The 25,337-nt window shown below is 37.7% G+C and carries 27 protein-coding genes; 26 read left to right on the forward strand and 1 reads right to left on the reverse strand.

The window, feature by feature from the left end:
• Window positions 1–18: 18 nt before the first annotated feature.
• The 26 genes from atpA (at window position 19) to BN990_RS02885 (ending at window position 24,673) form a co-directional block, all read left to right on the forward strand.
• A complete protein-coding gene (atpA, locus tag BN990_RS02765; protein ID WP_021289821.1) occupies window positions 19–1,530 on the forward strand; it encodes a F0F1 ATP synthase subunit alpha in 1,512 nt (503 codons plus the stop codon).
• Between the two features lie 51 nt (window positions 1,531–1,581).
• Entirely contained in the window at window positions 1,582–2,442 is an 861-nt protein-coding gene (gene atpG / locus BN990_RS02770; protein WP_038242197.1) for an ATP synthase F1 subunit gamma, read from the forward strand.
• A gap of 42 nt (window positions 2,443–2,484) precedes the next feature.
• The gene (gene atpD / locus BN990_RS02775) at window positions 2,485–3,894 is read left to right on the forward strand and encodes a F0F1 ATP synthase subunit beta (RefSeq protein WP_021289819.1); all 1,410 of its coding nucleotides are present in this window, start codon (window positions 2,485–2,487) and stop codon (window positions 3,892–3,894) included.
• A 94-nt stretch (window positions 3,895–3,988) separates the two neighbouring features.
• Entirely contained in the window at window positions 3,989–4,384 is a 396-nt protein-coding gene (locus BN990_RS02780; protein ID WP_038242198.1) for a F0F1 ATP synthase subunit epsilon, read from the forward strand.
• Window positions 4,385–4,555: 171 nt separating this feature from the next.
• Window positions 4,556–4,786 carry a DUF1146 family protein gene (locus tag BN990_RS02785; protein ID WP_021289817.1) on the forward strand — a complete coding sequence of 77 codons (231 nt, stop codon included), beginning with the start codon at window positions 4,556–4,558 and terminating at the stop codon, window positions 4,784–4,786.
• 98 nt (window positions 4,787–4,884) lie between these two features.
• Window positions 4,885–5,604, forward strand: coding sequence for a YwmB family TATA-box binding protein (locus BN990_RS02790; protein WP_021289816.1), 720 nt, complete (start codon window positions 4,885–4,887; stop codon window positions 5,602–5,604).
• A 34-nt stretch (window positions 5,605–5,638) separates the two neighbouring features.
• Window positions 5,639–6,970, forward strand: coding sequence for a UDP-N-acetylglucosamine 1-carboxyvinyltransferase (murA, locus tag BN990_RS02795; RefSeq protein WP_021289815.1), 1,332 nt, complete (start codon window positions 5,639–5,641; stop codon window positions 6,968–6,970).
• A 266-nt stretch (window positions 6,971–7,236) separates the two neighbouring features.
• Window positions 7,237–8,061, forward strand: a complete 825-nt coding sequence (locus tag BN990_RS02800) for a M55 family metallopeptidase (RefSeq protein ID WP_021289814.1) — start codon at window positions 7,237–7,239, stop codon at window positions 8,059–8,061.
• A 19-nt stretch (window positions 8,062–8,080) separates the two neighbouring features.
• Window positions 8,081–9,013 carry an ABC transporter permease gene (locus tag BN990_RS02805; RefSeq protein ID WP_021289813.1) on the forward strand — a complete coding sequence of 311 codons (933 nt, stop codon included), beginning with the start codon at window positions 8,081–8,083 and terminating at the stop codon, window positions 9,011–9,013.
• A 1-nt stretch (window position 9,014) separates the two neighbouring features.
• Complete coding sequence (locus tag BN990_RS02810; RefSeq protein ID WP_021289812.1) at window positions 9,015–9,974, forward strand: ABC transporter permease; 960 nt, start codon at window positions 9,015–9,017, stop codon at window positions 9,972–9,974.
• Window positions 9,975–9,982: 8 nt separating this feature from the next.
• Complete coding sequence (locus BN990_RS02815) at window positions 9,983–10,990, forward strand: ABC transporter ATP-binding protein (RefSeq protein ID WP_021289811.1); 1,008 nt, start codon at window positions 9,983–9,985, stop codon at window positions 10,988–10,990.
• Between the two features lie 22 nt (window positions 10,991–11,012).
• A complete protein-coding gene (locus BN990_RS02820; protein WP_038242202.1) occupies window positions 11,013–12,659 on the forward strand; it encodes a peptide ABC transporter substrate-binding protein in 1,647 nt (548 codons plus the stop codon).
• A gap of 90 nt (window positions 12,660–12,749) precedes the next feature.
• A complete protein-coding gene (locus BN990_RS02825; RefSeq protein WP_038242205.1) occupies window positions 12,750–13,667 on the forward strand; it encodes a S66 peptidase family protein in 918 nt (305 codons plus the stop codon).
• Between the two features lie 114 nt (window positions 13,668–13,781).
• Window positions 13,782–14,768, forward strand: coding sequence for a C40 family peptidase (locus tag BN990_RS02830; RefSeq protein ID WP_081856098.1), 987 nt, complete (start codon window positions 13,782–13,784; stop codon window positions 14,766–14,768).
• On the forward strand, window positions 14,734–15,744 hold the full coding sequence (locus BN990_RS02835) for an ABC transporter ATP-binding protein (RefSeq protein WP_038242207.1): 1,011 nt from the start codon (window positions 14,734–14,736) through the stop codon (window positions 15,742–15,744). The genes BN990_RS02830 and BN990_RS02835 overlap by 35 nt, the downstream gene beginning before the upstream one ends.
• 129 nt (window positions 15,745–15,873) lie before the next feature.
• The gene (spoIID, locus tag BN990_RS02840; RefSeq protein WP_021289806.1) at window positions 15,874–17,088 is read left to right on the forward strand and encodes a stage II sporulation protein D; all 1,215 of its coding nucleotides are present in this window, start codon (window positions 15,874–15,876) and stop codon (window positions 17,086–17,088) included.
• A 149-nt stretch (window positions 17,089–17,237) separates the two neighbouring features.
• Window positions 17,238–18,152 carry a M23 family metallopeptidase gene (locus BN990_RS02845; RefSeq protein ID WP_021289805.1) on the forward strand — a complete coding sequence of 305 codons (915 nt, stop codon included), beginning with the start codon at window positions 17,238–17,240 and terminating at the stop codon, window positions 18,150–18,152.
• A gap of 192 nt (window positions 18,153–18,344) precedes the next feature.
• Window positions 18,345–19,370, forward strand: coding sequence for an AimR family lysis-lysogeny pheromone receptor (locus BN990_RS02850; protein WP_021289804.1), 1,026 nt, complete (start codon window positions 18,345–18,347; stop codon window positions 19,368–19,370).
• A gap of 98 nt (window positions 19,371–19,468) precedes the next feature.
• The gene (locus tag BN990_RS22465) at window positions 19,469–19,621 is read left to right on the forward strand and encodes a hypothetical protein (protein ID WP_021289803.1); all 153 of its coding nucleotides are present in this window, start codon (window positions 19,469–19,471) and stop codon (window positions 19,619–19,621) included.
• Window positions 19,622–20,148: 527 nt separating this feature from the next.
• The gene (gene spoIIID / locus BN990_RS02855; RefSeq protein WP_021289802.1) at window positions 20,149–20,430 is read left to right on the forward strand and encodes a sporulation transcriptional regulator SpoIIID; all 282 of its coding nucleotides are present in this window, start codon (window positions 20,149–20,151) and stop codon (window positions 20,428–20,430) included.
• A 208-nt stretch (window positions 20,431–20,638) separates the two neighbouring features.
• Entirely contained in the window at window positions 20,639–21,640 is a 1,002-nt protein-coding gene (gene mreB / locus BN990_RS02860; protein WP_021289801.1) for a rod shape-determining protein, read from the forward strand.
• A 35-nt stretch (window positions 21,641–21,675) separates the two neighbouring features.
• Entirely contained in the window at window positions 21,676–22,485 is an 810-nt protein-coding gene (locus BN990_RS02865) for a flagellar hook-basal body protein (RefSeq protein ID WP_021289800.1), read from the forward strand.
• Between the two features lie 12 nt (window positions 22,486–22,497).
• Window positions 22,498–23,331 carry a flagellar hook-basal body protein gene (locus tag BN990_RS02870; RefSeq protein ID WP_021289799.1) on the forward strand — a complete coding sequence of 278 codons (834 nt, stop codon included), beginning with the start codon at window positions 22,498–22,500 and terminating at the stop codon, window positions 23,329–23,331.
• A 65-nt stretch (window positions 23,332–23,396) separates the two neighbouring features.
• Window positions 23,397–23,723 carry a DNA-directed RNA polymerase subunit beta gene (locus BN990_RS02875; protein ID WP_021289798.1) on the forward strand — a complete coding sequence of 109 codons (327 nt, stop codon included), beginning with the start codon at window positions 23,397–23,399 and terminating at the stop codon, window positions 23,721–23,723.
• A 145-nt stretch (window positions 23,724–23,868) separates the two neighbouring features.
• A complete protein-coding gene (gene fabZ, locus BN990_RS02880; RefSeq protein WP_021289797.1) occupies window positions 23,869–24,288 on the forward strand; it encodes a 3-hydroxyacyl-ACP dehydratase FabZ in 420 nt (139 codons plus the stop codon).
• A 109-nt stretch (window positions 24,289–24,397) separates the two neighbouring features.
• Window positions 24,398–24,673, forward strand: coding sequence for a hypothetical protein (locus tag BN990_RS02885; RefSeq protein ID WP_021289796.1), 276 nt, complete (start codon window positions 24,398–24,400; stop codon window positions 24,671–24,673).
• 148 nt (window positions 24,674–24,821) lie between these two features.
• Here the strand turns inward: BN990_RS02885 and BN990_RS02890 are convergent, their stop codons facing one another.
• A complete protein-coding gene (locus tag BN990_RS02890; RefSeq protein WP_038242223.1) occupies window positions 24,822–25,199 on the reverse strand; it encodes a YtxH domain-containing protein in 378 nt (125 codons plus the stop codon).
• Window positions 25,200–25,337: the final 138 nt, after the last annotated feature.

Here is a 25,337-nt window from a genome sequence, read left to right on the forward strand (position 1 = left end):
AGATAGGGGTGAAATGGTATGAGCATCAAAGCAGAAGAAATCAGTAATCTGATCAAACAGCAAATCGAAACATTTGATTCGGATATTGAAGTAAGTGATGTCGGCACAGTTATTGAAATTGGTGACGGTATCGCACGTGCTCACGGCCTAGATAATGCAATGGCTGGAGAGCTTTTAGAATTCTCAAATGGTGTCATGGGCTTGGCACAAAACCTTGAGGAAAGCAATGTTGGGATAGTAATTCTTGGCCCGTACACAGGCATTAAAGAAGGAGACGAAGTACGCCGCACCGGACGAATTATGCAAGTACCTGTAGGAGAGGAATTAATTGGGCGAGTGGTTAACCCGCTTGGGCAGCCATTAGACGGAAAAGGTTCGATTGAAACAAGTAACACAAGACCAATTGAAGCTCCTGCACCAGGCGTAATGGACCGTAAATCGGTTGATGAACCATTACAAACTGGGATAAAGGCAATTGATGCCCTCGTACCAATTGGTCGAGGCCAACGTGAATTAATAATTGGAGACCGTCAAACAGGAAAAACAACAGTTGCTGTTGATACCATCCTTAATCAGTCCGATCAAGATATGATTTGTATTTATGTTGCTATCGGACAAAAAGAATCAACAGTGAGAAGTACCGTTGAAACTTTCCGTCGTCACGGTGCTCTAGACTATACAATTGTTGTTTCCGCAGGTGCATCTGATCCTGCTCCATTACTATACTTAGCTCCTTATGCGGGTGTAGCAATGGGTGAAGAATTCATGTATAACGGCAAGCATGTTCTGGTAGTATATGATGATCTATCGAAACAAGCTGTAGCTTACCGTGAGCTTTCGTTATTATTACGTCGTCCACCGGGTCGTGAAGCTTTCCCTGGTGATGTTTTCTATATTCACTCACGTTTACTTGAGCGAGCAGCTAAATTAAGCGATGCAAAAGGCGGTGGATCATTAACCGCGCTTCCATTTGTTGAAACACAAGCTGGAGACATCGCTGCTTATATTCCAACAAACGTTATTTCTATTACAGATGGTCAGATCTTCTTGCAATCGGATTTATTCTTCTCAGGAGTACGTCCAGCGATTAATGCAGGTCTTTCTGTGTCACGTGTTGGAGGATCTGCTCAAATTAAAGCAATGAAAAAAGTTGCGGGTACGTTACGACTGGATTTAGCTTCTTTCCGCGAACTAGAAGCATTTTCGCAATTTGGGTCTGATCTGGATAAGTCGACACAGGCGAAGTTGAACAGAGGTCAACGTACAGTGGAAATCTTGAAGCAAGGACTTCACAAACCTATGGTTGTCGAAAAGCAGGTCATGAGTCTCTACGCACTAACTAGAGGATTCCTTGACGATATCGCAATTGACGACATCTTACGCTTTGAAGAAGAAATGAACCTATGGATGGACACAAACCGCAAAGAACTGCTCAACTCCATTCGTGAAACTGGTAAATTGCCAGAAGAAGCGGACATGAAAGATGCAATCGAAACATTTAAGAAAACATTCTTGCCATCTGAAGGTTAAGTATCATGATAAGTATACGCGTAACCTTTTATGAAAGGGCGGTGAAATAGCTTGGCATCACTAAGAGATATCCAAGGTAGGATTAATTCTACAAAAAAGACAAGAAAAATTACATCTGCAATGCAAATGGTATCTGCTTCAAAAATGTCGAAAGCAGAGCAAAACACTAAAGCATTTGAACCATATAGCAAAAAGATTCAAGAAGTTATGGCGAACATTGCTAATTCCACTTCAGATGCTTCACATCCGATGCTTGAGAATAGAGAAATTAAAAAGAGTGGATATTTGGTTATTACAGCTGATAAGGGATTAGTTGGTGCTTATAACAGTAATGTACTAAAGGCACTTTATAGAACCATTCAAGAGCGTCATCAATCAAAGGATGAGTATACAATTATTGCCATTGGACGTATGGGGTATGAATTTTGTAAAAAAATGGAACTTCCCATTGCGAAAAGTGTTGTAGGCATAGCTGACCAACCTGACTTTGCGGATATAAAGGCGCTTGCAACAGAAACAGTACAATTGTATACGGATGAAGAAATAGATGAATTACACATGTACTATAATCACTATGTAAGTGCGATATCTCAACAGGTTACAAGTGCGCAGCTATTGCCAATTACTAATTTACAAGAGTCTGGTGGTTCGAACAGTGATTATGAATACGAACCAAATGAGCAGCAAATTCTTGATGTACTTTTACCACAATACGCGGAAAGTTTAATATATGGTGCATTATTAGATAGTAAAGCTAGTGAACACGCGGCAAGTATGACAGCAATGAAGAGTGCAACCGATAATGCTGGTGAACTAATTGATGATCTAACACTAACCTATAACCGCGTACGTCAGGCTGCAATAACGCAAGAGATTACGGAAATCAGCGGAGGAGTAGCTGCACTCGAGTAGCTGTTCCCCCATTTCCTGGAAAGTAAGTTAGGAGGGAAATCGATGAGCAAAGGATTTGTAACACAAGTTATGGGACCTGTTGTTGACGTGAAATTCGAAGACGGACAGCTTCCAGATATCTACAACGCCTTGACTGTGCAAATAATCAATGAAGATGCAGGCACAACTACTGATCTTGCTTTAGAAGTAGCACTTCATTTAGGCGATAATAGTGTTCGTACGATTGCCATGTCGTCTACAGATGGATTAAAACGTGGCATAGAAGTTGAAAATAAGGGTAATCCAATTTCTGTACCAGTTGGCGATGTAACATTAGGCAGAGTTTTTAATGTATTAGGTGAAAACATTGACTTAGATGAACCATTGGCTAAAGATGTACGCCGTGACCCGATACACAGACAAGCTCCTGAGTTTGAAGACTTAACTACCGAAACAGAAATTTTAGAAACCGGCATAAAAGTTGTTGATTTATTAGCACCATATGTAAAAGGTGGTAAGATCGGTTTATTTGGTGGTGCCGGTGTTGGGAAGACGGTACTTATCCAAGAATTAATTAATAATATTGCTCAAGAACACGGCGGTATTTCCGTGTTTGCTGGTGTTGGTGAGCGTACCCGTGAAGGTAATGACCTTTATTTTGAAATGAAAGATTCTGGCGTAATTGCCAAGACAGCCATGGTTTTTGGTCAAATGAATGAACCACCTGGTGCGCGTATGCGTGTCGCCCTTACCGGTTTAACGATGGCTGAATACTTCCGTGATGAGCAAGGGCAAGACGTGCTATTATTTATTGATAATATTTTCCGTTTTACCCAGGCAGGTTCAGAGGTTTCTGCACTTCTAGGTCGTATGCCATCTGCTGTTGGTTACCAGCCAACATTAGCTACAGAGATGGGTCAATTACAGGAACGTATTACATCAACAAACAAAGGTTCCGTAACATCAATTCAGGCTATCTATGTACCTGCCGATGACTATACGGATCCCGCACCAGCAACAACCTTTGCTCACTTAGATGCAACGACAAACTTGGATCGTGGTTTATCAGAGCAAGGTATTTATCCAGCGGTAGATCCACTAGCATCAACTTCTCGTGCATTAGACCCGGAAGTTGTGGGGAATGATCATTACCAGGTGGCAGCTGAAGTTCAACAGACGTTACAACGTTACCGTGAGCTGCAAGATATTATCGCTATCCTTGGTATGGATGAATTAAGCGATGAGGATAAATTAGTAGTTGCTCGTGCACGCCGAATTCAATTCTTCTTATCACAAAACTTCCACGTAGCTGAACAGTTTACAGGTCAAAAAGGTTCTTATGTGCCTGTATCTGAAACAGTAAAAGGATTTAGAGAAATTTTAGATGGTAAATATGATGACTTACCAGAAGATGCTTTCCGTCTTGTTGGTCGTATTGAAGAAGTAGTTGAAAAAGCTAAAGGAATGGAATAATAGATATTGGCAGGAGATTGGTTTTGATTTAGGTCTACTCTTATTTTAATATAAGTAGATAAACCGACTCCGTGTCAATAAAGGAGGGGTTACATTGAAAACACTAACGGTGAGTGTTGTTACTCCTGATGGCCCAATATTGGAAGACAGTTTCCAAATGGTTAGCTGTAAAGCTGAAAGTGGAGAACTTGGTATTCTACCCGGACATATTCCACTAGTGGCACCTTTGTCCATTAGTGCTGTTCGTCTTAAAGGTGAAAACGACACCGAACGCTTAGCGGTAAATGGTGGTTTCATGGAGGTTAGACCAGATAAGGTAACTATTCTAGCTCAATCTGCTGAAACACCTTCGGACATTGATGTGAAACGAGCCGAAGCAGCAAAGACTCGTGCAGAGCAACGTCTGCAGTCAAAACAAGACAATATTGACTACCAGAGGGCAGAATTAGCACTCCAAAGGGCAATAAATCGACTTCATGTCGCAAAATAATAAAAAAATCTCTTGTAACAGCTGTTATGAGAGATTTTTTTATGGGATATATAGCAGGAGCTTGTCGATATTTCCCGGGAAATGGTTCGTAGCTTATCATGTCTTATTTTAATTGACTTTTTAATTGTTCCATGGCAAAGTTACTATTAGTAATATATAAAGGTGGTTCTTATGTTTTCAATTGGACAACAGGCAATGATTAGTATTATTTCACATATTTTATTTATTTATCTTACTTGGCGTTTAATGATGGCGATTAATTTTGAACCTATGATAAAAAAAGGAAGAGCAAAAGAAGCGCAGATATTCATCCTATTTTTAACAATTGTCATTGGTGCAGGTGTTAGTCGTTTCTTTTTGGAAATCCTTCAATGGTCACGGGATTTAAATCATTTATTTTAGGTATTGCGTTCCATTCCATGTCGTAATTTGTATTGTATGTCTATAAACCTCCTGGTTCATACTGTAGATAGCTATCGTATGAATTGGGAGGTTTTTTTATGAAGAAATCTATTATTCTATGTATTTTATTAATGTTTCTGGCTAATAATGTAATGGCTAAAGATGTAGAGTTCAAGCAGGATCAATTAACTGATATAGCCAACTTTATAACAACACAACAATTAGAGGTTCAACAGTGGCAGACTACGATGAAAGAAAGTATCTCAAGAAAGCGTAGTGAGCAATTAGTTGACGATCTAGAGGGACATTTCAACAAATTGGTGACCGAGGATGAAAAAAAGTTAAAATATTCCTTTCAGGACACTCGCTTTTCAGATCAATTTAACGTATTATATAATGTGATTGTTCCAAAACAAAAACAGTACGAGCCAGAAATTGTAGTTGTGATAAAAGGAAGTATTTGGAGTCAGGAAATTGAAGAATTCTATAAGAATACAGTGACTACAATAGAGAATTTATATTTCTCGGATTCCATGAAAAAATTTGCTTGTCTGACAACTGCGGGAAATGATATAATTAGTGGTGATTATTTTTTAAGTACGTTGACAGAACATTTTAAAGTACAACAAACAAAGACACAATTCGATACAGTAAAAAAATCTACGCATAAAAAAATAATTTATGGGTATACACCACTATGGGCTCATAAAATTTCTGTAAATAATTTTCCAATGAACTTACAAGTAGCAGTAACAGATAATGGATCGGACTATCCTACATACACGATAGGAACACCTATCCTAATAAATGAATATTAATATTATGAAATTGGATCTGAAGGAGATTTGAAATATGGAAAAAATCATCGTAAGAGGCGGACACCAATTGAACGGCACTGTGAAAGTTGAAGGTGCTAAGAATGCTGTGCTTCCTGTCATTGCAGCAAGTCTTATCGCAAGTGAAGGAAAAAGTGTTATTACAGATGTCCCAGAATTAGCAGATGTATATACAATTAATCAAGTGCTAAGCAATATGAATGCAAATGTAAAATTTAAAGATAATACAGTTACCGTTGATGCATCAAATAAATTAACAACTGAAGCTCCATTTGAATATGTTCGTAAAATGCGTGCCTCTGTCCTTGTTATCGGACCGTTATTGGCGCGCTATGGTCATGCAAAAGTAGCAATGCCGGGTGGATGTGCCATTGGATCACGTCCAATTGACTTACACTTAAAAGGATTTGAAGCCATGGGAGCAGAAACCCATGTAGGTAATGGTTTTGTTGAACTAAAAGTTAATGGACGCCTTAAGGGTGCCAAAATTTATTTAGATATGCCAAGTGTTGGTGCTACTGAAAATATCATGATGGCTGCAGCACTCGCAGATGGAAGAACCATTATTGAAAATTGTGCGAAAGAACCGGAGATTGTTGACTTAGCTAATTATCTAAATAAGATGGGAGCTAAAGTTGTAGGAGCAGGTACGGAAACAATTCGCATTGATGGGGTAGAAACATTAAAAGGTACAGAGCATACGATCATTCCTGATCGTGTAGAAGCTGGCACATTCATGGTTGCAGCAGCTATCACACAAGGTAATGTATTAATAGAGAATGCTGAGCCTGAGCATCTTCGTTCGGTTATTTCTAAACTTGAGGAAATGGGAGTACGTGTTACAGAAGAACCAACTGGCTTGCGTGTTGTTGGGCCGAAACAATTAAAAGCGACAGATATTAAAACCTTGCCTCACCCTGGTTTTCCTACAGATATGCAGTCGCAAATGATGTCTCTTATGCTTGCTGCGCAAGGTACAAGTGTAATTACAGAAACGGTGTTTGAGAATCGGTTCATGCATGTAGAAGAATTCCGTAGAATGAATGCAAAGATGAAAATTGAGGGTCATAGCGTAATAATTGAAGGACCAAGTGATCTTCAAGGCGCAGAAGTTGCAGCTACTGATTTACGTGCTGCAGCAGCTTTAATATTAGCTGGTTTGTGTGCTGAAGGGGTAACTAGGGTAACAGAGTTAAAACATTTAGATCGAGGGTATGTTGATTTTGCAGGGAAACTTGCAGCTTTAGGTGCCGATGTAGAACGTGTGGACGGAAACGGTAATACAGTAGTACCGTTTGTACAAGTAGATTCTGCTACGAAAGATCAAATAGCAGCTGAGTTATCCTAGTAATAGAAAATGAAATAATAGTATAATTTGATAAAAACAGATGCTGGTAACCGAGCATCTGTTTTTTGTGGTTGAAGCAAGTTTGTTGGAATGGACTTGAATAAATTGGAACTACAGATTCTAAGGTTATGGTAAGTTGAAATTTTGATTATACATGACAGATATACTATAGTATACTTTATTTTCCGACTTTTCTTTTGATTATGCGTATGTTAAAATTTAAGAAAATTAGTAAAAATGAAAAGTATACAAAAGGAGTTCTCATCATGAAATTATATGTCTCTGTAGATATGGAAGGAATCACAGGACTACCAGATCATACCTTTGTAGATGCTAGGAAACATAATTATGATCGTGCGAGAAAAGTCATGACAGAAGAAACAAACTACGTTATTAGAGCAGCTTTTCAAAATGGCTGTAAGGATATTGTAATTAATGATAGTCATTCGAAAATGAATAATATACTTATTGATCAGCTCGAATCAGAAGCTAAGTTAATTACCGGAGACGTCAAACCATTTTCGATGATGCAAGGCTTGGACGATACATATAATGGTGCCATGTTCATTGGATACCATGCAAGGGCAGGGCAGTTTGGTGTTATGTCACATGCGATGATTCATGCTGTACGCAATTTTTATATAAACGACCATCAAATAGGTGAAATGGGACTTAATGCATATCTTGCTGGTTATTATGAGGTTCCAATTATTTTTGTTGCAGGAGATGATCAAGCAGTAAAGGAAGCAAAAGAGCTCATTCCTCACGTTACGGTAGCAGCTGTGAAAGAAACAATATCTAGGTCTGCAGTTAAAAGTTTAACTCCAAAAAAAGCAGGAGAACTTTTAACAAACAAAGTAGAACGGGCAATTCATAATCGTCACCAGGTAAAGCCGTTAACACCTCCTTCGCATCCAGTTCTTAGAATAGAATTCAATAATTTTGGTCAAGCCGAGTGGGCAAATTTAATGCCAGGAACGGAGATAGAACCAGGTACAACAACCGTTGTTTTTCAGGCAAAGGATATAAGAGAAGCGTATCAAGCGATGCTGGTAATGACAGAGCTCGCTATGAATACAACATTTTCATAGGGGGATAGGGGGAATAAGCATGCTGCGATACATATTAAAACGGCTAATGATTATGTTAGTTACGTTATGGATTATTGTCACACTTACTTTTATATTAATGGTTTCGATTCCGGGTTCGCCCTTTAATAGTGAACGTGGAACGAATGAAGCTGTACAGGCTAATCTAGAAGCGCATTATAATTTAGATGAACCATATATTATACAGTACCTTCTTTATTTAAAGTCCATTGTTACTTTTGATTTTGGCCCATCTATTAAACAGCCATCACAAACAGTAAATGATATGCTGGGTCGGGGATTTCCCATTTCATTTGAGTTAGGAATAATGACGATTATTGTTGCTGTTATATCTGGAGTAACACTAGGCGTTTTTGCAGCGCTTAAGCATAATAATGTAATTGACTACTTGGCAATGGGATTTGCAGTGTTAGGAATCTCTATTCCAAACTTTGTATTGGCGACATTACTTATTCAGCAGTTAGCTGTTAATCTTGAGATTTTCCCTGTTGCAAGGTGGCTAAGCCCAGCGCATATGATTTTACCAATAACAGCTTTAGCGACAGGACCTATGGCAATCATTGCTAGATTAACAAGATCAACGATGTTAGAAGTTTTAACACAAGATTATATAAAAATGGCACGAGCGAAGGGGCTCTCTCCATGGAAAATCATTATCAAACATGCGTTAAAAAATGCGTTACTTCCAGTTGTAACCATTATGGGAACATTACTGGCAAGTATTTTGACTGGAACATTTGTTATTGAAAAGATTTTTGCGGTTCCAGGTATGGGCAAATATTTTGTCGAAAGCATTAATCAACGGGATTATCCAGTTATTATGGGAACTACGGTCTTTTACAGTTCGTTCTTAATCATTATGTTATTCCTTGTGGATATTGCCTACGGTATTCTTGATCCACGTATAAAAATCCACAAAAAGGGAGGGGAATAATATGAAGCTAGCGAATAAGACTCCCAATTCATCTCTTCCCCCTAGTGAAGTTCCTGATGAATGGTTTACATGGAAGGAGCAAGATAGGACAGCATCGGAAGCAGTATCAAGGCCGTCTTTGTCCTATTGGAAAGATGCATGGAGAAGATTAGTGAAAAACAAACTTGCAATGGCGGGGCTGGTATTTCTAATATTACTTGTAATTTTTGCTGTCTTTGGACCAATTTTTTCACCGTATGATGTAAATAGACAAGACTTACCAAACCAATACCAACCTCCATCAGCAGACCATTGGTTTGGAACGGATAGTGCTGGTCGCGATGTATTTACAAGAACGTGGTATGGTGCCCGTATTTCGCTATTTGTTGGCCTGATGGCCGCGTTAATAGATTTTACTATTGGTATTATATATGGTGGAATCTCTGGTTATAAAGGTGGACGCACCGATAATATGATGATGCGGATCATTGAAATACTTTATGGTCTTCCCTACTTACTAGTAGTTATCTTATTATTAGTTGTGCTAGGCCCCAGTTTAAGTACGATTGTTATTGCATTGACTGTTACGGGATGGGTTGGAATGGCTCGCATTGTTCGAGGCCAAGTATTACAAATTAAAAACTTCGAGTTTATTCTGGCTTCAAAGTCATTTGGCACGACTACATCACGTATTATCCGTAAGAATTTATTGCCGAATACAATGGGTCCAATCATTGTCCAAATGACTTTAACAGTACCTAGTGCGATTTTTGCGGAAGCATTTCTAAGCTTTCTTGGTTTAGGTATACAAGCGCCTTTTGCAAGTTGGGGTGTAATGGCAAATGATGCATTAGGTGCTATTTTATCCGGCAATTGGTGGACCTTATTTTTCCCGGCGTTTTTTATCTCGTTCACGATGTTTGCTTTTAATGTCTTAGGTGATGGGCTTCAGGATGCACTTGATCCGAAGCTTAGAAAGTAGGTGTATACATGGATACAATACTAGAAGTTAAGAACCTGCATGTTACCTTTTCTACTTATGGGGGTACGATTAAAGCTGTACGTGGCGTGGATTTTCATTTAAATAAAGGAGAGACGTTGGCTATTGTTGGTGAATCCGGATGCGGAAAAAGTGTAACATCGAATGCGATTATGCGCCTGATTCCTGATCCTCCAGGAAAAATTACAAACGGTACCATTGTATTTAAGGATAAAGATCTTACAGCATTACCGGAGAAAACAATGCGATCCATTCGAGGCGTTGACATTTCAATGATATTCCAAGATCCTATGACGGCACTTAATCCAACATTGACCATCGGTACGCAGCTTATGGAAGGTGTACGTCAACATCATCGTATTACCAGCGATCAAGCAAAGTCAAAGGCGTTAGAAATGATGCATTTAGTTGGTATTCCAAATCCTACGGAGAGACTGAAACAATATCCTCATCAATTCAGTGGAGGAATGCGGCAGCGCATTGTCATTGCAATGGCTTTAATCTGTGAACCGGAATTACTTATTGCGGATGAACCAACCACCGCTTTAGATGTGACGATACAGGCACAGATCCTTGAGTTATTTGATGAAATACAAGAAGCAACAGGAGTATCCATTATACTTATTACCCATGATCTAGGTGTAGTGGCTAAGATAGCAGATCGAATTGCGGTAATGTATGCAGGAAAGATTATTGAAGTTGGAACGAAACGTGAGATTTTTTATGATCCACAGCATCCCTATACGAAGGGATTATTAAAATCTGTTCCACGATTAGATGTAACAGGAGAAAAGTTAGTACCTATTGATGGAACACCACCTGATTTATTCTCACCTCCAAAGGGTTGTCCATTTACTGCACGATGTCCATTCGCGATGGAGGTGTGTGATAAAGTTTATCCCGTTACTACTGAACAAAGCGATACCCATAAGGTAGACTGCTGGTTACAGGATGAACGGGCGAAGCAGTTATTGGCTGCATCAGCCATAAAGCAATAACATAAAAGGGGGAGGAAAAGGTATGAAGAAAAAATGGCTTCTATTCATTGCGGTTAGCTTTATCATTTTCGTTTTGGCTGCTTGTACGGCCAATGAAAATGCTGGCGAAGAACAGCCCGAGAGTAATGCAGAAGGGGATACAACAGAGGAAGCTGGAGGAGAAGAGAAAATATTAAAATTGAATAATCAACAGGAACCAACTTCGTTTGATCCAGCAATTGGGTTTGATTCTGTATCTTGGAATCCATTGAATAATTTATTGGAAGGACTGACACGATTAGATAGCAGTCATCAACCACAGCCTGCGATGGCAGAAGAATGGGAGGTATCCGAAGATGGAAAAACCTATACTTTTCATTTAAGAGAGAATGCAAATTGGTCAAATGGAGATCCAGTTGTTGCAGAAGACTTTGTTTATGCGTGGAAAAGGTTGCTTGATCCAGAAACCGGCTCGTCGGCAGCGTTCTTAGGTTACTTTATTAAAGGTGGAGAAGCCTTTAATAATGGAGAAGGATCAGTAGAGGATTTGGGATTAACAGCAGTTGATGAGAAAACATTTAAGGTAGAATTAGAAAGTCCTACTGGGTATTTTTTACATGTTGTAACAAATCCAGCCTTCTTTCCAGTTAATCATAAAGTTGCCGAAGAAAATCCAGAATGGCATGCCGAAGCATCGTCATTTGTAGCCAATGGGCCATTCAAATTAGAGTCATGGGAACATGATAGTGAGATGGTATTTGCTAAAAATGAAGAATACTGGGATGCAGAAAATGTGCCATTAGATGGTGTAGAGTGGGCAATGGTGAACGAAATTAACACAGAATATCAAATGTTTGAACGGGGAGATCTAGACGCTACTGAAATTCCAGCGGAGATGTCAGATCAACTCATTGATGGAGAGAATGTACAAATTGTTGATCAAGGCGGTTTAGACTTCTATCGGTTTAATGTAACAGAAGAGCCATTCCAAAATAAAAAAATCCGTCAAGCGTTTGCATTGGCAGTGAATCGTCAAAATATTGCTGAGTTTGTGGTTAAGAATAAGGTAGAACCTGCATATGGATTTGTATCACCAGGGTTTGAGAATCCATCTGGGGAGGATTTCCGTGATGTTAATGATGAATTAGTAGAATTCAATCCAGAGAAAGCGAAGCAATTATTAGAAGAAGGGATGAAAGAAGAGGGGTACGATGAGCTGCCAGCAATTACATTGTCATATAATACGGATGATGTAAATAAGGCAGTAGCCGAAGCTTTACAAGGCATGTTTAGTGAAAATCTTGGAGTAGAGGTTACGTTAGAAAACACAGAATGGAACGTCTTCCAAGAAGATCAAAAAGCATTGGAGCATCAGTTATCCCGTAGTTCATTCTTATATGATTACGCAGATCCTGTTAATTTTTTAGAAAGCTTTATTACAGGCTCCTATATGAACCGTACTGGTTGGTCTAATGAGTCATATGATGAATTAATTACCAAAATAAAAGCAGAAGCAGATGAAGAAAAGCGTTGGGAATACATGTATGAAGCCGAGAAGCTGTTAGCAGAAGAAATGCCAGCATTTCCGGTTCGCTATTACAATCAAGTTGAGATATTGCAAGAAGGTATTACCAACCTTGTGCGGCATCCGGTTGGTTACCTTGAGTTGAAACATACAGATAAACAGTAAATGGATAGGCAAAGAGAAGGCTCATCTACGTTTGTAAATGGGCCCTCCTTTTTTACACCATGCACACGTCTTGAAGGGGAGGAGAATAAGATGATTCATCCGCCAAGATTGCAAACAGGAGATAGAATTGGTGTGGTAGCACCTGCAGGACCACCAGATCAGGAATGTTTACATCAAGCTGTTTCTTTTTTTGAAAAAATGGGCTTAAATGTGCAGTTAGGGAAAAACATTGAAAAAGTAAATGGATATTTAGCCGGTACGGATAAGGAAAGGACCGAAGATTTACATCATATGATTATAAATCCAGAGATAAAAGCAATCATTTTCGCTAGGGGGGGGTATGGGACTGCACGAATAGCTTCATATCTAGACTATACATGTATAAAGCGTAATCCTAAGGTTTACTGGGGTTATAGTGACATTACGTATCTGCATACTGCTATTCGCCAACAGACAGGACTAATCACATTCCACGGTCCAATGCTGGCATCTGATATTGCGAAAGATAATTTTGATCATGTTTCTGCAAGCATGTTTGAACAGCTTTTTCGACCAATTACTTATACATATTCAGAACAATTTGGCCCCTTACATGTATTCGCAGAAGGCGAGGCTACCGGGATGATTGTTGGGGGGAATTTATCGTTATTAGTAAGCTCGTTAGGAACACCTTTTGAAATTGATACAACGAATCGGCTAATTTTACTTGAAGATATAGGAGAAGAGCCATATAGGGTTGATAGTATGCTTAATCAATTAAAGCTGGCTGGGAAGTTGAGCAGTGCTGCTGGTTTTATGCTAGGAGACTTTGCTGATGCAAAAGCAAAGGTAACTCCCTCTCTATCTATGAATGCAGTATTTCAAAGCTATTTTTCTAATCTCAATAAACCGGTTATTGCGGGATTTAAAATGGGGCATTGCCTGCCTAATCTAGCAATACCATTAGGTGTAGAAGGTTATTTGTCAACAGGAAATAAAAAACTTATCGCTAAACCTGGTGTGCAATAGACTTGTAAAGATGCATATGGGAGCGGCTCCATCGAACGGAACAACGCTAAAGAATACGTTTCTTGTTCCTCCGTTTAGTTTGAACTAAAGTGAGCATAGCTAGGGGTGTATAACATGACGAAACAAATGTTTGATCAAAAAGTTACTAACTGGGTAACTGCTGTGCAGGTAGCAACAGTGTGGACAACACCAGATTCTGCTAGGAAGATAGATTCACCAGGGTTAACAGCCCCAACAGATATTGATCAGTGGGTAGAATTATTGGATTACCATTCAAAATTAGAATTATGTAATAAAAATCTGGTGCAAACGCAAGTTCTTTATGGTGAATTGGTCGAGCTTATTAACAAAGAAGGAGATTGGGCAAAGGTTATTATCCCTTCGCAGCCATCTTATAAAGATGAACGGGGATATCCAGGCTGGATTCCTATTTACCAATTGGCCGAAGTAGGTTATTCAACGAATAATTATCCTATCCAAGCAATGGTTATAAAGGATAAGGCATGGTTAACAAACGAAAATGGAAAACCTACGATAAAGTTAAGTTATTTAAGCATTCTACCAGTTATTTCCATAATGGATAAACTTGTAAAGATTCAGACACCGCATGGTTTACAGTATATAGCGAGAGAAGATGTTGAGTTGAACAACATTTCAGAGGGATGTAAACAAGGTACTGGTAGATCAATTGTAAAAGCCGTAGAAGATTTTGTGGGTTTAGCTTATTTTTGGGGTGGAATGAGTTCTTTTGGTTATGATTGTTCAGGGCTGGCTTATGCTGCTCATAAAGCAAATGGTTATCAAATTGCACGGGATGCTGGCGATCAAGCTAAATCTGGAAAAGTGGTGGCTTATAACCATCTACAGCCAGGAGATTTGCTGTTCTTCGCCTATGAGGAAGGAAAGGGGAAGCTACATCATGTTGGCATTTATTATGGAGATGGTAAAATGATTCATTCCCCACAAACTGGAAAAGGGGTAGAAATAATTGAATTAAAGCATACCGTTTATGAGAAAGAGCTATGTGCTGCAAGACGCTACTGGCTAACAAATGAGGTGAATTCAGATGGGCGAAAAAATTTTGGAGGTCAACCAACTTAAGAAGTATTTTACTGTTGGAGGTGGCCAAGTACTTCTAGCTGTTAACGATGTTTCATTTAGTATTAATAAAGGAGAGACATTTGGCTTAGTTGGAGAGTCAGGCTGTGGAAAGTCTACAATCGGACGTACCATACTAGGATTATATGATAAAACAGATGGAGAGGTTTTGTACGACGGCAATAATATTCATTCATTAACGACAAAAGAAAAATTCCAAATGTATCGACGCATGCAAATGATTTTCCAAGACCCATATGCATCCTTAAATCCAAGGTCGACTATTAAAGAGGTCATTTCAGAACCCATGGAAGTACATGGGGTTTATAAAAATAAACAGGAGAAACTTGATCGGGTATATCAGTTATTAGAAGAAGTAGGCCTTAATCGAGATCATGCGAATCGTTACCCGCATGAATTTAGTGGCGGACAGCGTCAGCGTATAGGGATTGCCAGAGCACTAGCTTTGAATCCAGACTTTATTATTGCTGATGAGCCAATTTCAGCATTAGATGTATCCGTTCAAGCACAAGTGGTGAACTTATTAAAGGATTTGCAAATGGATAAAGGATTGACTTTTTTATTTATTGCTCATGATTTATCCATGGTTAAGCTAATTTCTGATCGTATAGGAGTTATGTATCTAGGGAATTTAGTCGAGCTCACTAATAGTGAAGAATTATATGATAATCCACTTCATCCTTATACAAAAGCTTTACTTTCGGCTATTCCGATTCCTGATCCGGATATCGAAGAAACAAGAGAACGAATTATCCTAAAAGGAGAATTACCGAGTCCAATTCATCCTCCAAGTGGTTGTGTTTTTCGTACTCGTTGCCCGATGGCAATGGAAGTCTGTGCATTAAAAAAACCGACCTGGCAAGAAATTGAACAAGATCATTATGTCGCTTGTCATTTATATGATGAGACAATAGTAAATACGGAACAAGCGAGGGGACTTGCAACAAAACTAAAATAATCTATTAACTAGTTATTATTGTAACTTGGGGTTTCCCAAGTTTTTTATTTTTCAGTTCTATTGTTTCCAGTTACTGTATAAATTTAATAGTAGGGAAGCTAGATTAAATGAAATGGAAGGGGGAAGGTAATGAAAAAAACGCAATTCCAGCAAAAACATGGAGCCAAAGCTTGGAAGAAACGCAATTCCAATCTAATGAAAAAAATTAAATCAAAGCAGCAGTCATCTCTTAAGAAACAGCATTCAACAGAGCGATTAACGCGAAATGATACGCTCGCCATTTTCAAGTCAAAAAAACCGTACTATTTAAATAAAAAGCCAAAGTCGCCTTCCAAATGGAGATTACCAACCGTCATATTGCTCTCTAGTCTGTTAACGATTATTCTTGTTATTCCGACGTTAATTGTTGTTCCCTTCGGCAAAGATAATCAAGAACAACAAAGTACGGGCGCCATAGAAAATGAAGAAGCAGCATCATCAGTTGAATTAGGGTCATCCCCATTTTCTGTCTCTGTTATGAGAACAGCGTCTGATGAAGTGGAGGGTATACCTTTAGAAGAATATGTTGTAGGAGTAGTAGCATCAGAAATGCCTGCTGATTTTGAAAAAGAAGCATTAAAAGCGCAATCACTTGCTGCTAGAACCTACATTGTTAATCATAAGCTGCACGGGGAATCAACGGAGAAGTCAGATGTAACAGATACGGTTCAACACCAAGTTTATAAAGACAATTATCAACTTAGAAAACAGTGGGGAAGCGACTATGATTGGAAAATCAATAAGATAAAAGAAGCAGTGGCAGAAACGGAAGGAGAAATATTAACGTATAAGGAATCCCCAATAACTCCCGCGTTTTTTTCAACAAGCAATGGATACACAGAAAATTCAGAGGATTATTGGGAAAATGAACTTCCTTATCTACGCAGTGTAGAAAGCCCGTGGGATGAAAACTCACCAAAATTTTTAGATCAGAAGACATTTACGTTTGGTCAATTGGAAGCAGCGCTGGAAATTGATTTACCTAATCAAACGCCGTTGCCCATTGAGCTAACAAGAACGGATAGTAAACGAGTTGGCAAATTGCAAATAGATGGAAAGACTTTCTCTGGAAGAGATGTTCGGGAAAAGCTAGAATTGCGGTCAAGTGACTTTACAATTGAACAAAAAAATGATCACTTTATTTTTACAACAAAGGGTTTTGGACACGGAATTGGAATGAGTCAATATGGTGCTAACGGCATGGCTAAGGAAGGGAAAAACTATAAAGATATCGTGAATTATTATTATAAAGATGTAAAAATAAGTACAGTGAATGAAACAGCTCCAACTCTCGTCTCCAAATAGGCGAGGGTCTTTCTTTGTCCATAAAAGATTGAAAAACCCTTTACTTTCCCCAACTTTTAAGAAAAAATGCATAAATTTACAAAATATTTTTTTAAAGATGTATATAAATCCCTTTTTCTGATCAGAATGGTTGTTGAGGTGATGATCTAATGAATGAGGAAAACAAAGGGGCTTCAAAAAATAAGTGGACCCGAATTTTTCGTAAGAAGTGGTTTTTTCCAGCTGTCTATCTAACAATCGCCGCTGTATTGTTATCTGTCGTCGTTTGGTATCAAAATATGGATAATCAAGTACCAGATGCACAGGATGAGGCAAATGAATATACTCCTGCACAACATGGTGAAGATGCTGAACCAGTATTAGACCAGCAAGAGATGATTCAAATGCCTGTAACAAACCAAGAAGAAGCAGAAATCGTAACTAAATTTTATGATTACAATGCAGAACAAGAAGATCAAGAACAAGCTTTAGTTCTCTACAACAACAAGTATTACCAAAGTACTGGGGTAGATATTGCTTCAGCAAATGACGAATCATTTGATGTTGTAGCAGCAATAAGTGGAACAATTAGTGAAGTTAAAGAAGATCCATTACTTGGTAACGTTGTTGTTCTAACACATGGTGATGATGTAAAGACATATTACGCCAGCCTTAATGATGTTAGTGTTAAGGCAGGAGCTGACGTTAAACAAGGAGATAAACTTGGTTCAGCTGGGAAAAATGTATTTGGAAAAGATAATGGAACTCACGTGCACTTCGAACTGCGTAAAGCTGGTAAAGAAGTAAATCCTGAAGAATACTTTAATCAGCCAGTTAGCAGCCTGAACAGTGTGACAGAAGAAGCTGCTGAGGAATCAGAAACGAGTGAAGAAGCGGAAGAGTCTTCAACAAATGAAGAAGATGCGAAGCAAGAAGATGAAGATAGCTCTGAAGAAAAACCAAAAGCAGATGAAGAAAACGGTGAGTCTGAATCGGATGATACTGATGACCAAACTGAAACAGAGAATCCAGATCAAAGTGAAACGGAATCAGGTGCATCAACAGAAACATCTAAAAGTGCATAATCTAAATATCATGCATGTCCCCTAACTTAGAGGTTAGGGGTTTTTTATGGTTTGCAGAATTTGTCGAACGATTCCCTCTTTTTATTTGTGGAAAATGTGTTAATATAAAGATAAATAAAATATTATGTTGAAGCTTGACGAAATAACTAATATTTTTTCCTTGGTTTTCTTGTTGGAAAGGAGTTTTGATTCATGTCCTTACCTACTACGTTTATAGCTGGTGAAGATGAATTGACTTTATCTTTGGAGCAGCTTAAAGAATTCTTGTCGCGTGACCATGATAACGAAACAGTTATGCAATTAATTAGGAAATATTGTTTACAATCCTCATCCAGAGATATTCAGAAAAAAGGCATGGAATTCTTATATATGAATGGCTTTTTTGAAGAACTGCAACAGTTGGTAGAGAAAAACAAGAAATCTACGTATACTTCAAACAGACAATGGGCCTCAATCTATCAAATAATGATTGATCGCAATACAACTCGATACTCTCCTCACGAATTACTGCAGAAAGTAAAGCGTATGACTGCAGATGACCCCGAAACAAAATGTTTAATAGAGTTTGTCAAAGTCACCTTATATTATGATTTACAACAATATGATAAAATCGGTAATTTTTTAGATATTCAACAACGGCTCTTTGAACGAATTGATGATCGCTTTTTAATCGCCTTTTTTAATATCAGACTTAATCAGTTCTTGATGATTTATTATTTATTACGAAATGAGCTAATTATGGCAAGAAAGTGTGCTTACAGAGTCCTCAATTTATCACAAAATCCAAACACAAAAGCCGGTGTCCATATTAAATTGGGACTTAGTTATATATTTGATACGTATTTACAAGGAATGTATCACTTAAATGAAGCAATTTCTATTGCAGAATATCATGGCCTCCAAAATATAATTCACAGTGTTAATAATAATAATATACCTTTTCTAACTTCTCACTTTAGGAAACTTGATCAGTTTGAACACATAACAACAACGGATGCGAGTGAATTAGCTCATATGGAAATAGCTAAAGGCAATAATGCAAAGGCCATTTCTATATTAAGTAAAATAAAATTAGATAGCCCTTTTAAACTGTATTATATGGGGAAGGCAAAATATGACAAGCAAATATTGCTGCAGTCTTATAATGAATTTATTGAAAAGCGAAGTGATTTCTTCTTCAGTAGGTTACCACTTAGTGTATTAAAAACAATGAAATAAAAAGGAGTAAGTAGGATTTAAGCATTGGTCTTTTACAATTAAATAGGGATTAACGATTCAACTTTTTCTTACCTTACCAATTATTAGGAGGTAATAAAATGAAAAAGTTAAAATCTTTACTTGGTGTGGTTACTTTAGTGATGGTGATTTCTTTTATTCCTGGTAATCTGACAGCTGATCCGGATTTAGGATGGATTGATGGTGGAGTTAGTATTCAATCTGCTGATCCTGATCTAGGATGGATCGATTAAGAGTCACGTTTGGTATACTAAATAAAAAATACCATACTATGAACAAGGTCAACGATTTACTAGTAGGAATTAGAAACAAGTAAAATGAATGCAAGAAGGAAAAGTTGAATCGTTTTTTATAAATTATAATGATTTCTTCGTTTTTTATTGCCACAAAACCTCCTATTTCATTTGAAACATCCACCTTTGTTTGTAAAATTAACCTGTCCTTCTTGATAAAGATGCTTTTTTAATCATAATCCCAAACGTTTGCTAATAAACTTATACAAACCAACTTAAACTGAAATGTCTGAGGTGAGAACTTGTGTAGCTTTAGACCTAATTACATCCCACTAATTTAATGGTATGAATATAAATGACAGAATATTTAGTAAAATTATTGACGGAAGCATGCAGGTGTGAACTATCGCAAGTTATATAGCATCGTCTTTGATTATCGAATTTTCAGCAGATATGCAGGCCTATTATTACAAACACCTTGTCTCACTTACCACCTCGGAAATATACAACTCAGGGAGGCGAACGGTGTGCACGATTACATCAAAGAGAGGACTATCAGGATAGGAAATTATGTCGTGGAGACGAAGAAAACTGTCCGAGTGATAGCAAAAGAGTTTGGTGTTTCCAAAAGCACAGTCCACAAAGACTTGACAGAACGATTGCCAGAGATTAACCCAGAACTAGCGAATCGGGTTAAAAAAATATTAGAACATCACAAGGCTATTCGTCATCTTCGTGGGGGAGAAGCAACTAGAAAAAAGTATAGAATTGAACCAGAGCAGGAAGAAGAAGTTAAACCAGTAGGATAAAAGTATGTTATATTACATTTATTCAAAAACCCAGTGATTTATCTGCTGGGTTTTGGTATGTTTAGAAGTCTAAAAACTGATGTAAGTCTAAATTCCTAGACAAAATTTATTTAAATTGCAGTTAATTGTAGACTTTTGTGGTAAAATATTATATTAGTAGCAGTATGGAAAAAAAGTATCAGTAATTTAATTAGGAGGATCTAAACCCATGTTTTCTAGGGATATTGGAATTGATCTTGGTACAGCCAATGTATTGATTCATGTAAAAGGAAAAGGTATTGTTTTAAACGAACCTTCTGTAGTGGCTATGGACCGACAAACTGGTAAAGTATTGGAAGTTGGAGAGGCCGCTAGAAAGATGGTTGGGCGTACACCAGGAAACATTGAAGCAATCCGCCCACTAAAGGATGGAGTAATTGCGGATTTCGATGTGACAGAGGCTATGCTAAAGCATTTTATAAATAAAATAAATGTAAAGGGCTTTCTTTCAAAGCCAAGAATCCTTATTTGCTGTCCTACTAATATTACGAAAGTAGAGCAAAAAGCAATTAAAGAAGCAGCTGAAAAATCTGGCGGTAAAAAAGTTTATTTAGAAGAAGAGCCTAAAGTAGCTGCTATCGGCGCAGGAATGGAAATATTCCAGCCAAGCGGTAATATGGTCGTAGATATTGGCGGGGGAACAACAGATGTTGCCGTGTTATCGATGGGGGATATTGTTACCTCTGAATCCATTAAAATGGCTGGTGACAAGTTTGATATCGAGATACTTCAATACATAAAGAAAAAATATAAACTGTTAATCGGCGAACGAACAGCAGAAGAAATTAAGATTAATGTAGCAACAGTTTTCAAGGATGGACGTAAAGAGGAAATGGAAATCCGCGGTAGAGATATGGTTTCTGGTCTTCCTCGAACGATTGCTGTTAATTCAGTTGAAATAGAAGAGGCATTACGTGAATCTGTATCCCTTATTGTACAAGCTGCTAAGTCTGTACTTGAACGTACACCACCAGAATTGTCTGCTGATATTATTGATCGTGGAGTTATTTTAACGGGTGGTGGAGCATTAATACATGGAATAGACGAACTACTTGCTGAAGAGTTGAAAGTACCAGTCTTTATTGCAGAAGAACCTATGAATTGTGTGGCTAAAGGTACAGGGATTATGTTAGAGAATATTGATAAGGTAGAACGAAAAAAAGTAGTGTAACTATACATTAAATATGGATAGCGGGAGGGAATATTTTGTTAAGAGGCTTTTATACGGCAGCTAGTGGAATGATTGCCCAACAACGCCAACAGGAAGCTTTTTCAAATAATATTTCCAATGCAAACACACCAGGTTATAAAGCAGATCAAACAACATTGCATGCATTTCCGGAAATGTTAATGAATCGCATTGGTGGAAAAGGGAATCAAATCTCAGTTAATTCATCGATGCAATTTCCAATCCATCAATCGATCGGTGCATTAAACACAGGTGTCTATGTTCAGGAAACAATTCCGAACTTTAGACAAGGTGATATAAGAGAAACAGGTAGTACCACTGATTTAGCATTGGTTAATGGAGAATTACCAAATCAGTCGGCAAATCTTTTTTTTACTGTGCAAAATGAAGCCGGGGAAGTTCGATATACGAGAAATGGGAACTTTACTGTAGATGGCCAAGGTTATCTAGTAACAAACCAAGGTTACTATGTTTTAGATCAAGAAGGACAACCTATTCAAACGAATGGAATGGAATTTACCGTTACTGCAAACGGAATGTTACGAACACCCGAGCAGACCGCTGCATTGAATATTGCTTATACACCAGACGCAAATAATATGGTAAAAGAAGGGAATAACTTATTTGCAGGTGAAGTTGATGAAATGCCAGCAGATGTCACGTTTTCCATTAAACAAGGGTTCCTAGAACGTTCAAATGTAGATTCGTTGCAATCAATGACACAAATGATGGAATCTTATCGGATGTTTGAAACAAATCAGCGTGTATTAAAAGCGTATGACGAAAGCATGGGTAAAGCAGTAAGCGAAATTGGTCGTTTGGTTTAGGGAGGGAAGTTTATGTCTAGAACAATGATACAGGCTGCTGTTACAATGAATCAGTTACAGAATCAACTAGATACGATTGGAAACAATTTAGCAAATAGCCAAACAACAGGTTATAAGGCGAGACAAACTGAATTTTCTTCTTTATTATTTCAACAGATAAATAATTTGACGGAACCAGCTAATCCACAGGCAAGATTAACACCAGAAGGAATTAGGATTGGTGCAGGAGCTAAACTAGGTTCTACAAATGTTAACTTAAGCTTAGGAAATATTAAAGAAACGGAACGTGCTTTAGATACAGCATTACTTCAAGGGAATTTATTCTATCAGGTTCAAGTTATCGAGAACGGAATAGCCCAAACACGATATACAAGAGATGGCTCGTTTTATTTAAGCCCAATAAATAACAATCAAGAAGTTATGCTTACAAATAGCAATGGAAATCCAATATTAGGGGAAAATGGACCAATTATTTTTGAACAAGGGTTTGATAATATCGCCATTCAATCTAATGGACAGATTCAAATTACAAGAGGTAATCAGACAGAGGTCGTTGAACAATTAGCGGTGATCGAGGCAGTACGTCCTAGACTTTTAGAGTCTGATGGAAATAATATGTTTCAATTACCGAATATAGCTGATCTAGGAATTGATACGAATGAAATAATCCAACAGGTGAATCCAGAAGAGCAGATGATTAAAAGTGGGGCATTAGAGGCTTCGAATATTGACATTTCAAAAGAAATGTCTGATCTCTTAAGAACGCAGCGTGCTTATCAATTTAATTCGCGAACAATTTCAATGAGTGATCAAATGTCCGGTTTAGTTAATCAATTACGATCATAACGGTATATATGTGATCAGAATGATAGAACTTCTTTTCAAGTTTTAAAGAATTAAGGGGTAAAACAATGTCTATGAATCAAGAGGATCAAACAATCGAAGAAAAACAAGCAGTGCCTCCGAAGAAACGCTTTTCATTTAGAAAGAAAGCGGAGCGCTTAGCTGAAGGGTCAAGAAGCGAGCAAAAGCGAAAGCAGAAGAATAACAATAAGCTTCCCCGGTTGCGAGTATTCCCAATATGGTTACGTATCATTGTTGTGCTTCTTCTTTGTTTAATCGCATTAGTTATTGGGCTAATGATTGGTTATGGTGTAATAGGTGACGGTGCTCCTGTTGATGCACTAAAAAAAGAAACATGGCAGCATATAATTGATATCGTTATAAAAACAGAATAAGTAAAAAAGCATCCGGTCGTTAGACTAGATGCTTTTTTCAGCTTTGTTGCGCATAAAGGTGCGAGTTATTATATATGTATTAAATGAGTAAATGACGTCCAAATGGTATATTAATTATAGTAGCATAATAAAAGGAGAGTAATTCATGGATATTGAACAAATTAAAGAAACAATCCCACATCGTTATCCATTTTTATTGGTAGATCGAGTAACGGAAATGGAAACAGGGAAGCGAGTGACTGGTATAAAAAATGTTACTGCAAACGAACCATTTTTCCAAGGACATTTCCCAGGCTATGCAGTGATGCCAGGAGTTTTAATTTTAGAAGCCTTGGCTCAAGTTGGGGCAATTGCCATGCTTGGATTAGAAGAAAATCAAGGTAAAATTGGATTTCTAGCCGGTGTAGACAACTGTCGCTTTAAAAAACAAGTGAAACCTGGGGATCAGTTACAAATGGAAGTTGAGATATTAAGGTTAAAGGGGCCTATTGGCAAAGGCAAAGCTGTTGCAAAAGTTGATGGAGAAATTGCTTGTGAAGCTGAAATTATGTTTGCCATAAAATAATATAGTTGCTTTATCTTTCACTTATAGGAAATAATTGAAAAAATGTGTATGACTTCTTTTGTTTTGGTTATGCTAAGACCGAAAACGAATTCAAAAGGAGGTTTTGCACATGAAGAAAAAACTATTCGTGAAATTTGGTTCCCCCATTTTAGCGTTGTCTTTAATAGCTGCTTGTGGAACCGATGATCAACAAGATCCAGCTGAGGAAGATGCTCCAATGCAAGAAGAACAAGAAAACAATGAGAACCCAGCTGATGACAATGGTGGCATGAATGAAGAAGATCCAGCGCTAGAGGACGAAACAAACGAAGATAATGGTATGGAAGAAAATAAGGATAACAACATGCAAGAAGAAAATAATAATGGTGGTCAAGGTAACCAATAAGTTTTAGTATCGACTATAATTGGATACTTATATTAGAAAGCAAACCTTCCTTTTTTACAGAGGAAGGTTTGCTTTTTGTTGAATGTACGTTACATCCATCTTTTAAACTCCATAAGTAGTAGCTGAACATAAATTAGGTATTTTATATTTACTTAGCTTTGACAGTTTGCTTATCCGATTCAATTGTTTCAGTTGGTTCAGATGTAGAAGCACTGGTTTCATTTATTCCTTCTGTTGAAGTATCGTTCTGTTTCATGCTGTGTTTACTTGATTTTTCAATAGCAGATTCTTTCATATTTGTTAGTTTATCCTTTGCTGTAGTGCCAAATCTTTTCGTGATATCAACTGTATTATCCTTTGTGTTCACCATTTGTTTGGATAAATCAGCACGTAGTTCTCTACCGGTTTTGGGTGCAAATAATAAAGATGTAATTGCTCCAACAATTGCCCCGATTAAAGACCCTGTAATAAGGTGCTGAAGACGAAGTTCTTTCTGTTGATTGGTATTTTGATTCTGTTCTGCCATAATTTCTCCTCCTTGAATGAGCAAATTTAGTCAATGGAAATGCATGACTAGTAAATCTTGATTTAGAAGTCGTTTCCCGAATCTTTATATAGATAAACCTTAAAAACCAATATTTTTAAATAATCTGAAAAAATAATG

This window comes from Virgibacillus salexigens (assembly GCF_000723585.1).
In the GTDB taxonomy this organism is placed as follows: Bacteria; Bacillota; Bacilli; order Bacillales; family Amphibacillaceae; genus Virgibacillus; species Virgibacillus salexigens.

Excerpts from the sequence above, each read along its gene's own strand:
- atpA (WP_021289821.1), top strand. The coding sequence starts at position 19 with ATGAGCATCAAAGCAGAAGAAATCAGTAATCTGATCAAACAGCAAATC.
- atpD (WP_021289819.1), top strand. The coding sequence starts at position 2,485 with ATGAGCAAAGGATTTGTAACACAAGTTATGGGACCTGTTGTTGACGTG.
- BN990_RS02785 (WP_021289817.1), top strand. The coding sequence starts at position 4,556 with ATGTTTTCAATTGGACAACAGGCAATGATTAGTATTATTTCACATATT.
- BN990_RS02790 (WP_021289816.1), top strand. The coding sequence starts at position 4,885 with ATGAAGAAATCTATTATTCTATGTATTTTATTAATGTTTCTGGCTAAT.
- murA (WP_021289815.1), top strand. The coding sequence starts at position 5,639 with ATGGAAAAAATCATCGTAAGAGGCGGACACCAATTGAACGGCACTGTG.
- BN990_RS02800 (WP_021289814.1), top strand. The coding sequence starts at position 7,237 with ATGAAATTATATGTCTCTGTAGATATGGAAGGAATCACAGGACTACCA.
- BN990_RS02805 (WP_021289813.1), top strand. The coding sequence starts at position 8,081 with ATGCTGCGATACATATTAAAACGGCTAATGATTATGTTAGTTACGTTA.
- BN990_RS02810 (WP_021289812.1), top strand. The coding sequence starts at position 9,015 with ATGAAGCTAGCGAATAAGACTCCCAATTCATCTCTTCCCCCTAGTGAA.
- BN990_RS02815 (WP_021289811.1), top strand. The coding sequence starts at position 9,983 with ATGGATACAATACTAGAAGTTAAGAACCTGCATGTTACCTTTTCTACT.
- BN990_RS02820 (WP_038242202.1), top strand. The coding sequence starts at position 11,013 with ATGAAGAAAAAATGGCTTCTATTCATTGCGGTTAGCTTTATCATTTTC.
- BN990_RS02825 (WP_038242205.1), top strand. The coding sequence starts at position 12,750 with ATGATTCATCCGCCAAGATTGCAAACAGGAGATAGAATTGGTGTGGTA.
- BN990_RS02830 (WP_081856098.1), top strand. The coding sequence starts at position 13,782 with ATGACGAAACAAATGTTTGATCAAAAAGTTACTAACTGGGTAACTGCT.
- BN990_RS02835 (WP_038242207.1), top strand. The coding sequence starts at position 14,734 with ATGGGCGAAAAAATTTTGGAGGTCAACCAACTTAAGAAGTATTTTACT.
- spoIID (WP_021289806.1), top strand. The coding sequence starts at position 15,874 with ATGAAAAAAACGCAATTCCAGCAAAAACATGGAGCCAAAGCTTGGAAG.
- BN990_RS02845 (WP_021289805.1), top strand. The coding sequence starts at position 17,238 with ATGAATGAGGAAAACAAAGGGGCTTCAAAAAATAAGTGGACCCGAATT.
- BN990_RS02850 (WP_021289804.1), top strand. The coding sequence starts at position 18,345 with ATGTCCTTACCTACTACGTTTATAGCTGGTGAAGATGAATTGACTTTA.
- BN990_RS22465 (WP_021289803.1), top strand. The coding sequence starts at position 19,469 with ATGAAAAAGTTAAAATCTTTACTTGGTGTGGTTACTTTAGTGATGGTG.
- mreB (WP_021289801.1), top strand. The coding sequence starts at position 20,639 with ATGTTTTCTAGGGATATTGGAATTGATCTTGGTACAGCCAATGTATTG.
- BN990_RS02870 (WP_021289799.1), top strand. The coding sequence starts at position 22,498 with ATGTCTAGAACAATGATACAGGCTGCTGTTACAATGAATCAGTTACAG.
- BN990_RS02875 (WP_021289798.1), top strand. The coding sequence starts at position 23,397 with ATGTCTATGAATCAAGAGGATCAAACAATCGAAGAAAAACAAGCAGTG.
- fabZ (WP_021289797.1), top strand. The coding sequence starts at position 23,869 with ATGGATATTGAACAAATTAAAGAAACAATCCCACATCGTTATCCATTT.
- BN990_RS02885 (WP_021289796.1), top strand. The coding sequence starts at position 24,398 with ATGAAGAAAAAACTATTCGTGAAATTTGGTTCCCCCATTTTAGCGTTG.
- BN990_RS02890 (WP_038242223.1), bottom strand. The coding sequence starts at position 25,199 with ATGGCAGAACAGAATCAAAATACCAATCAACAGAAAGAACTTCGTCTT.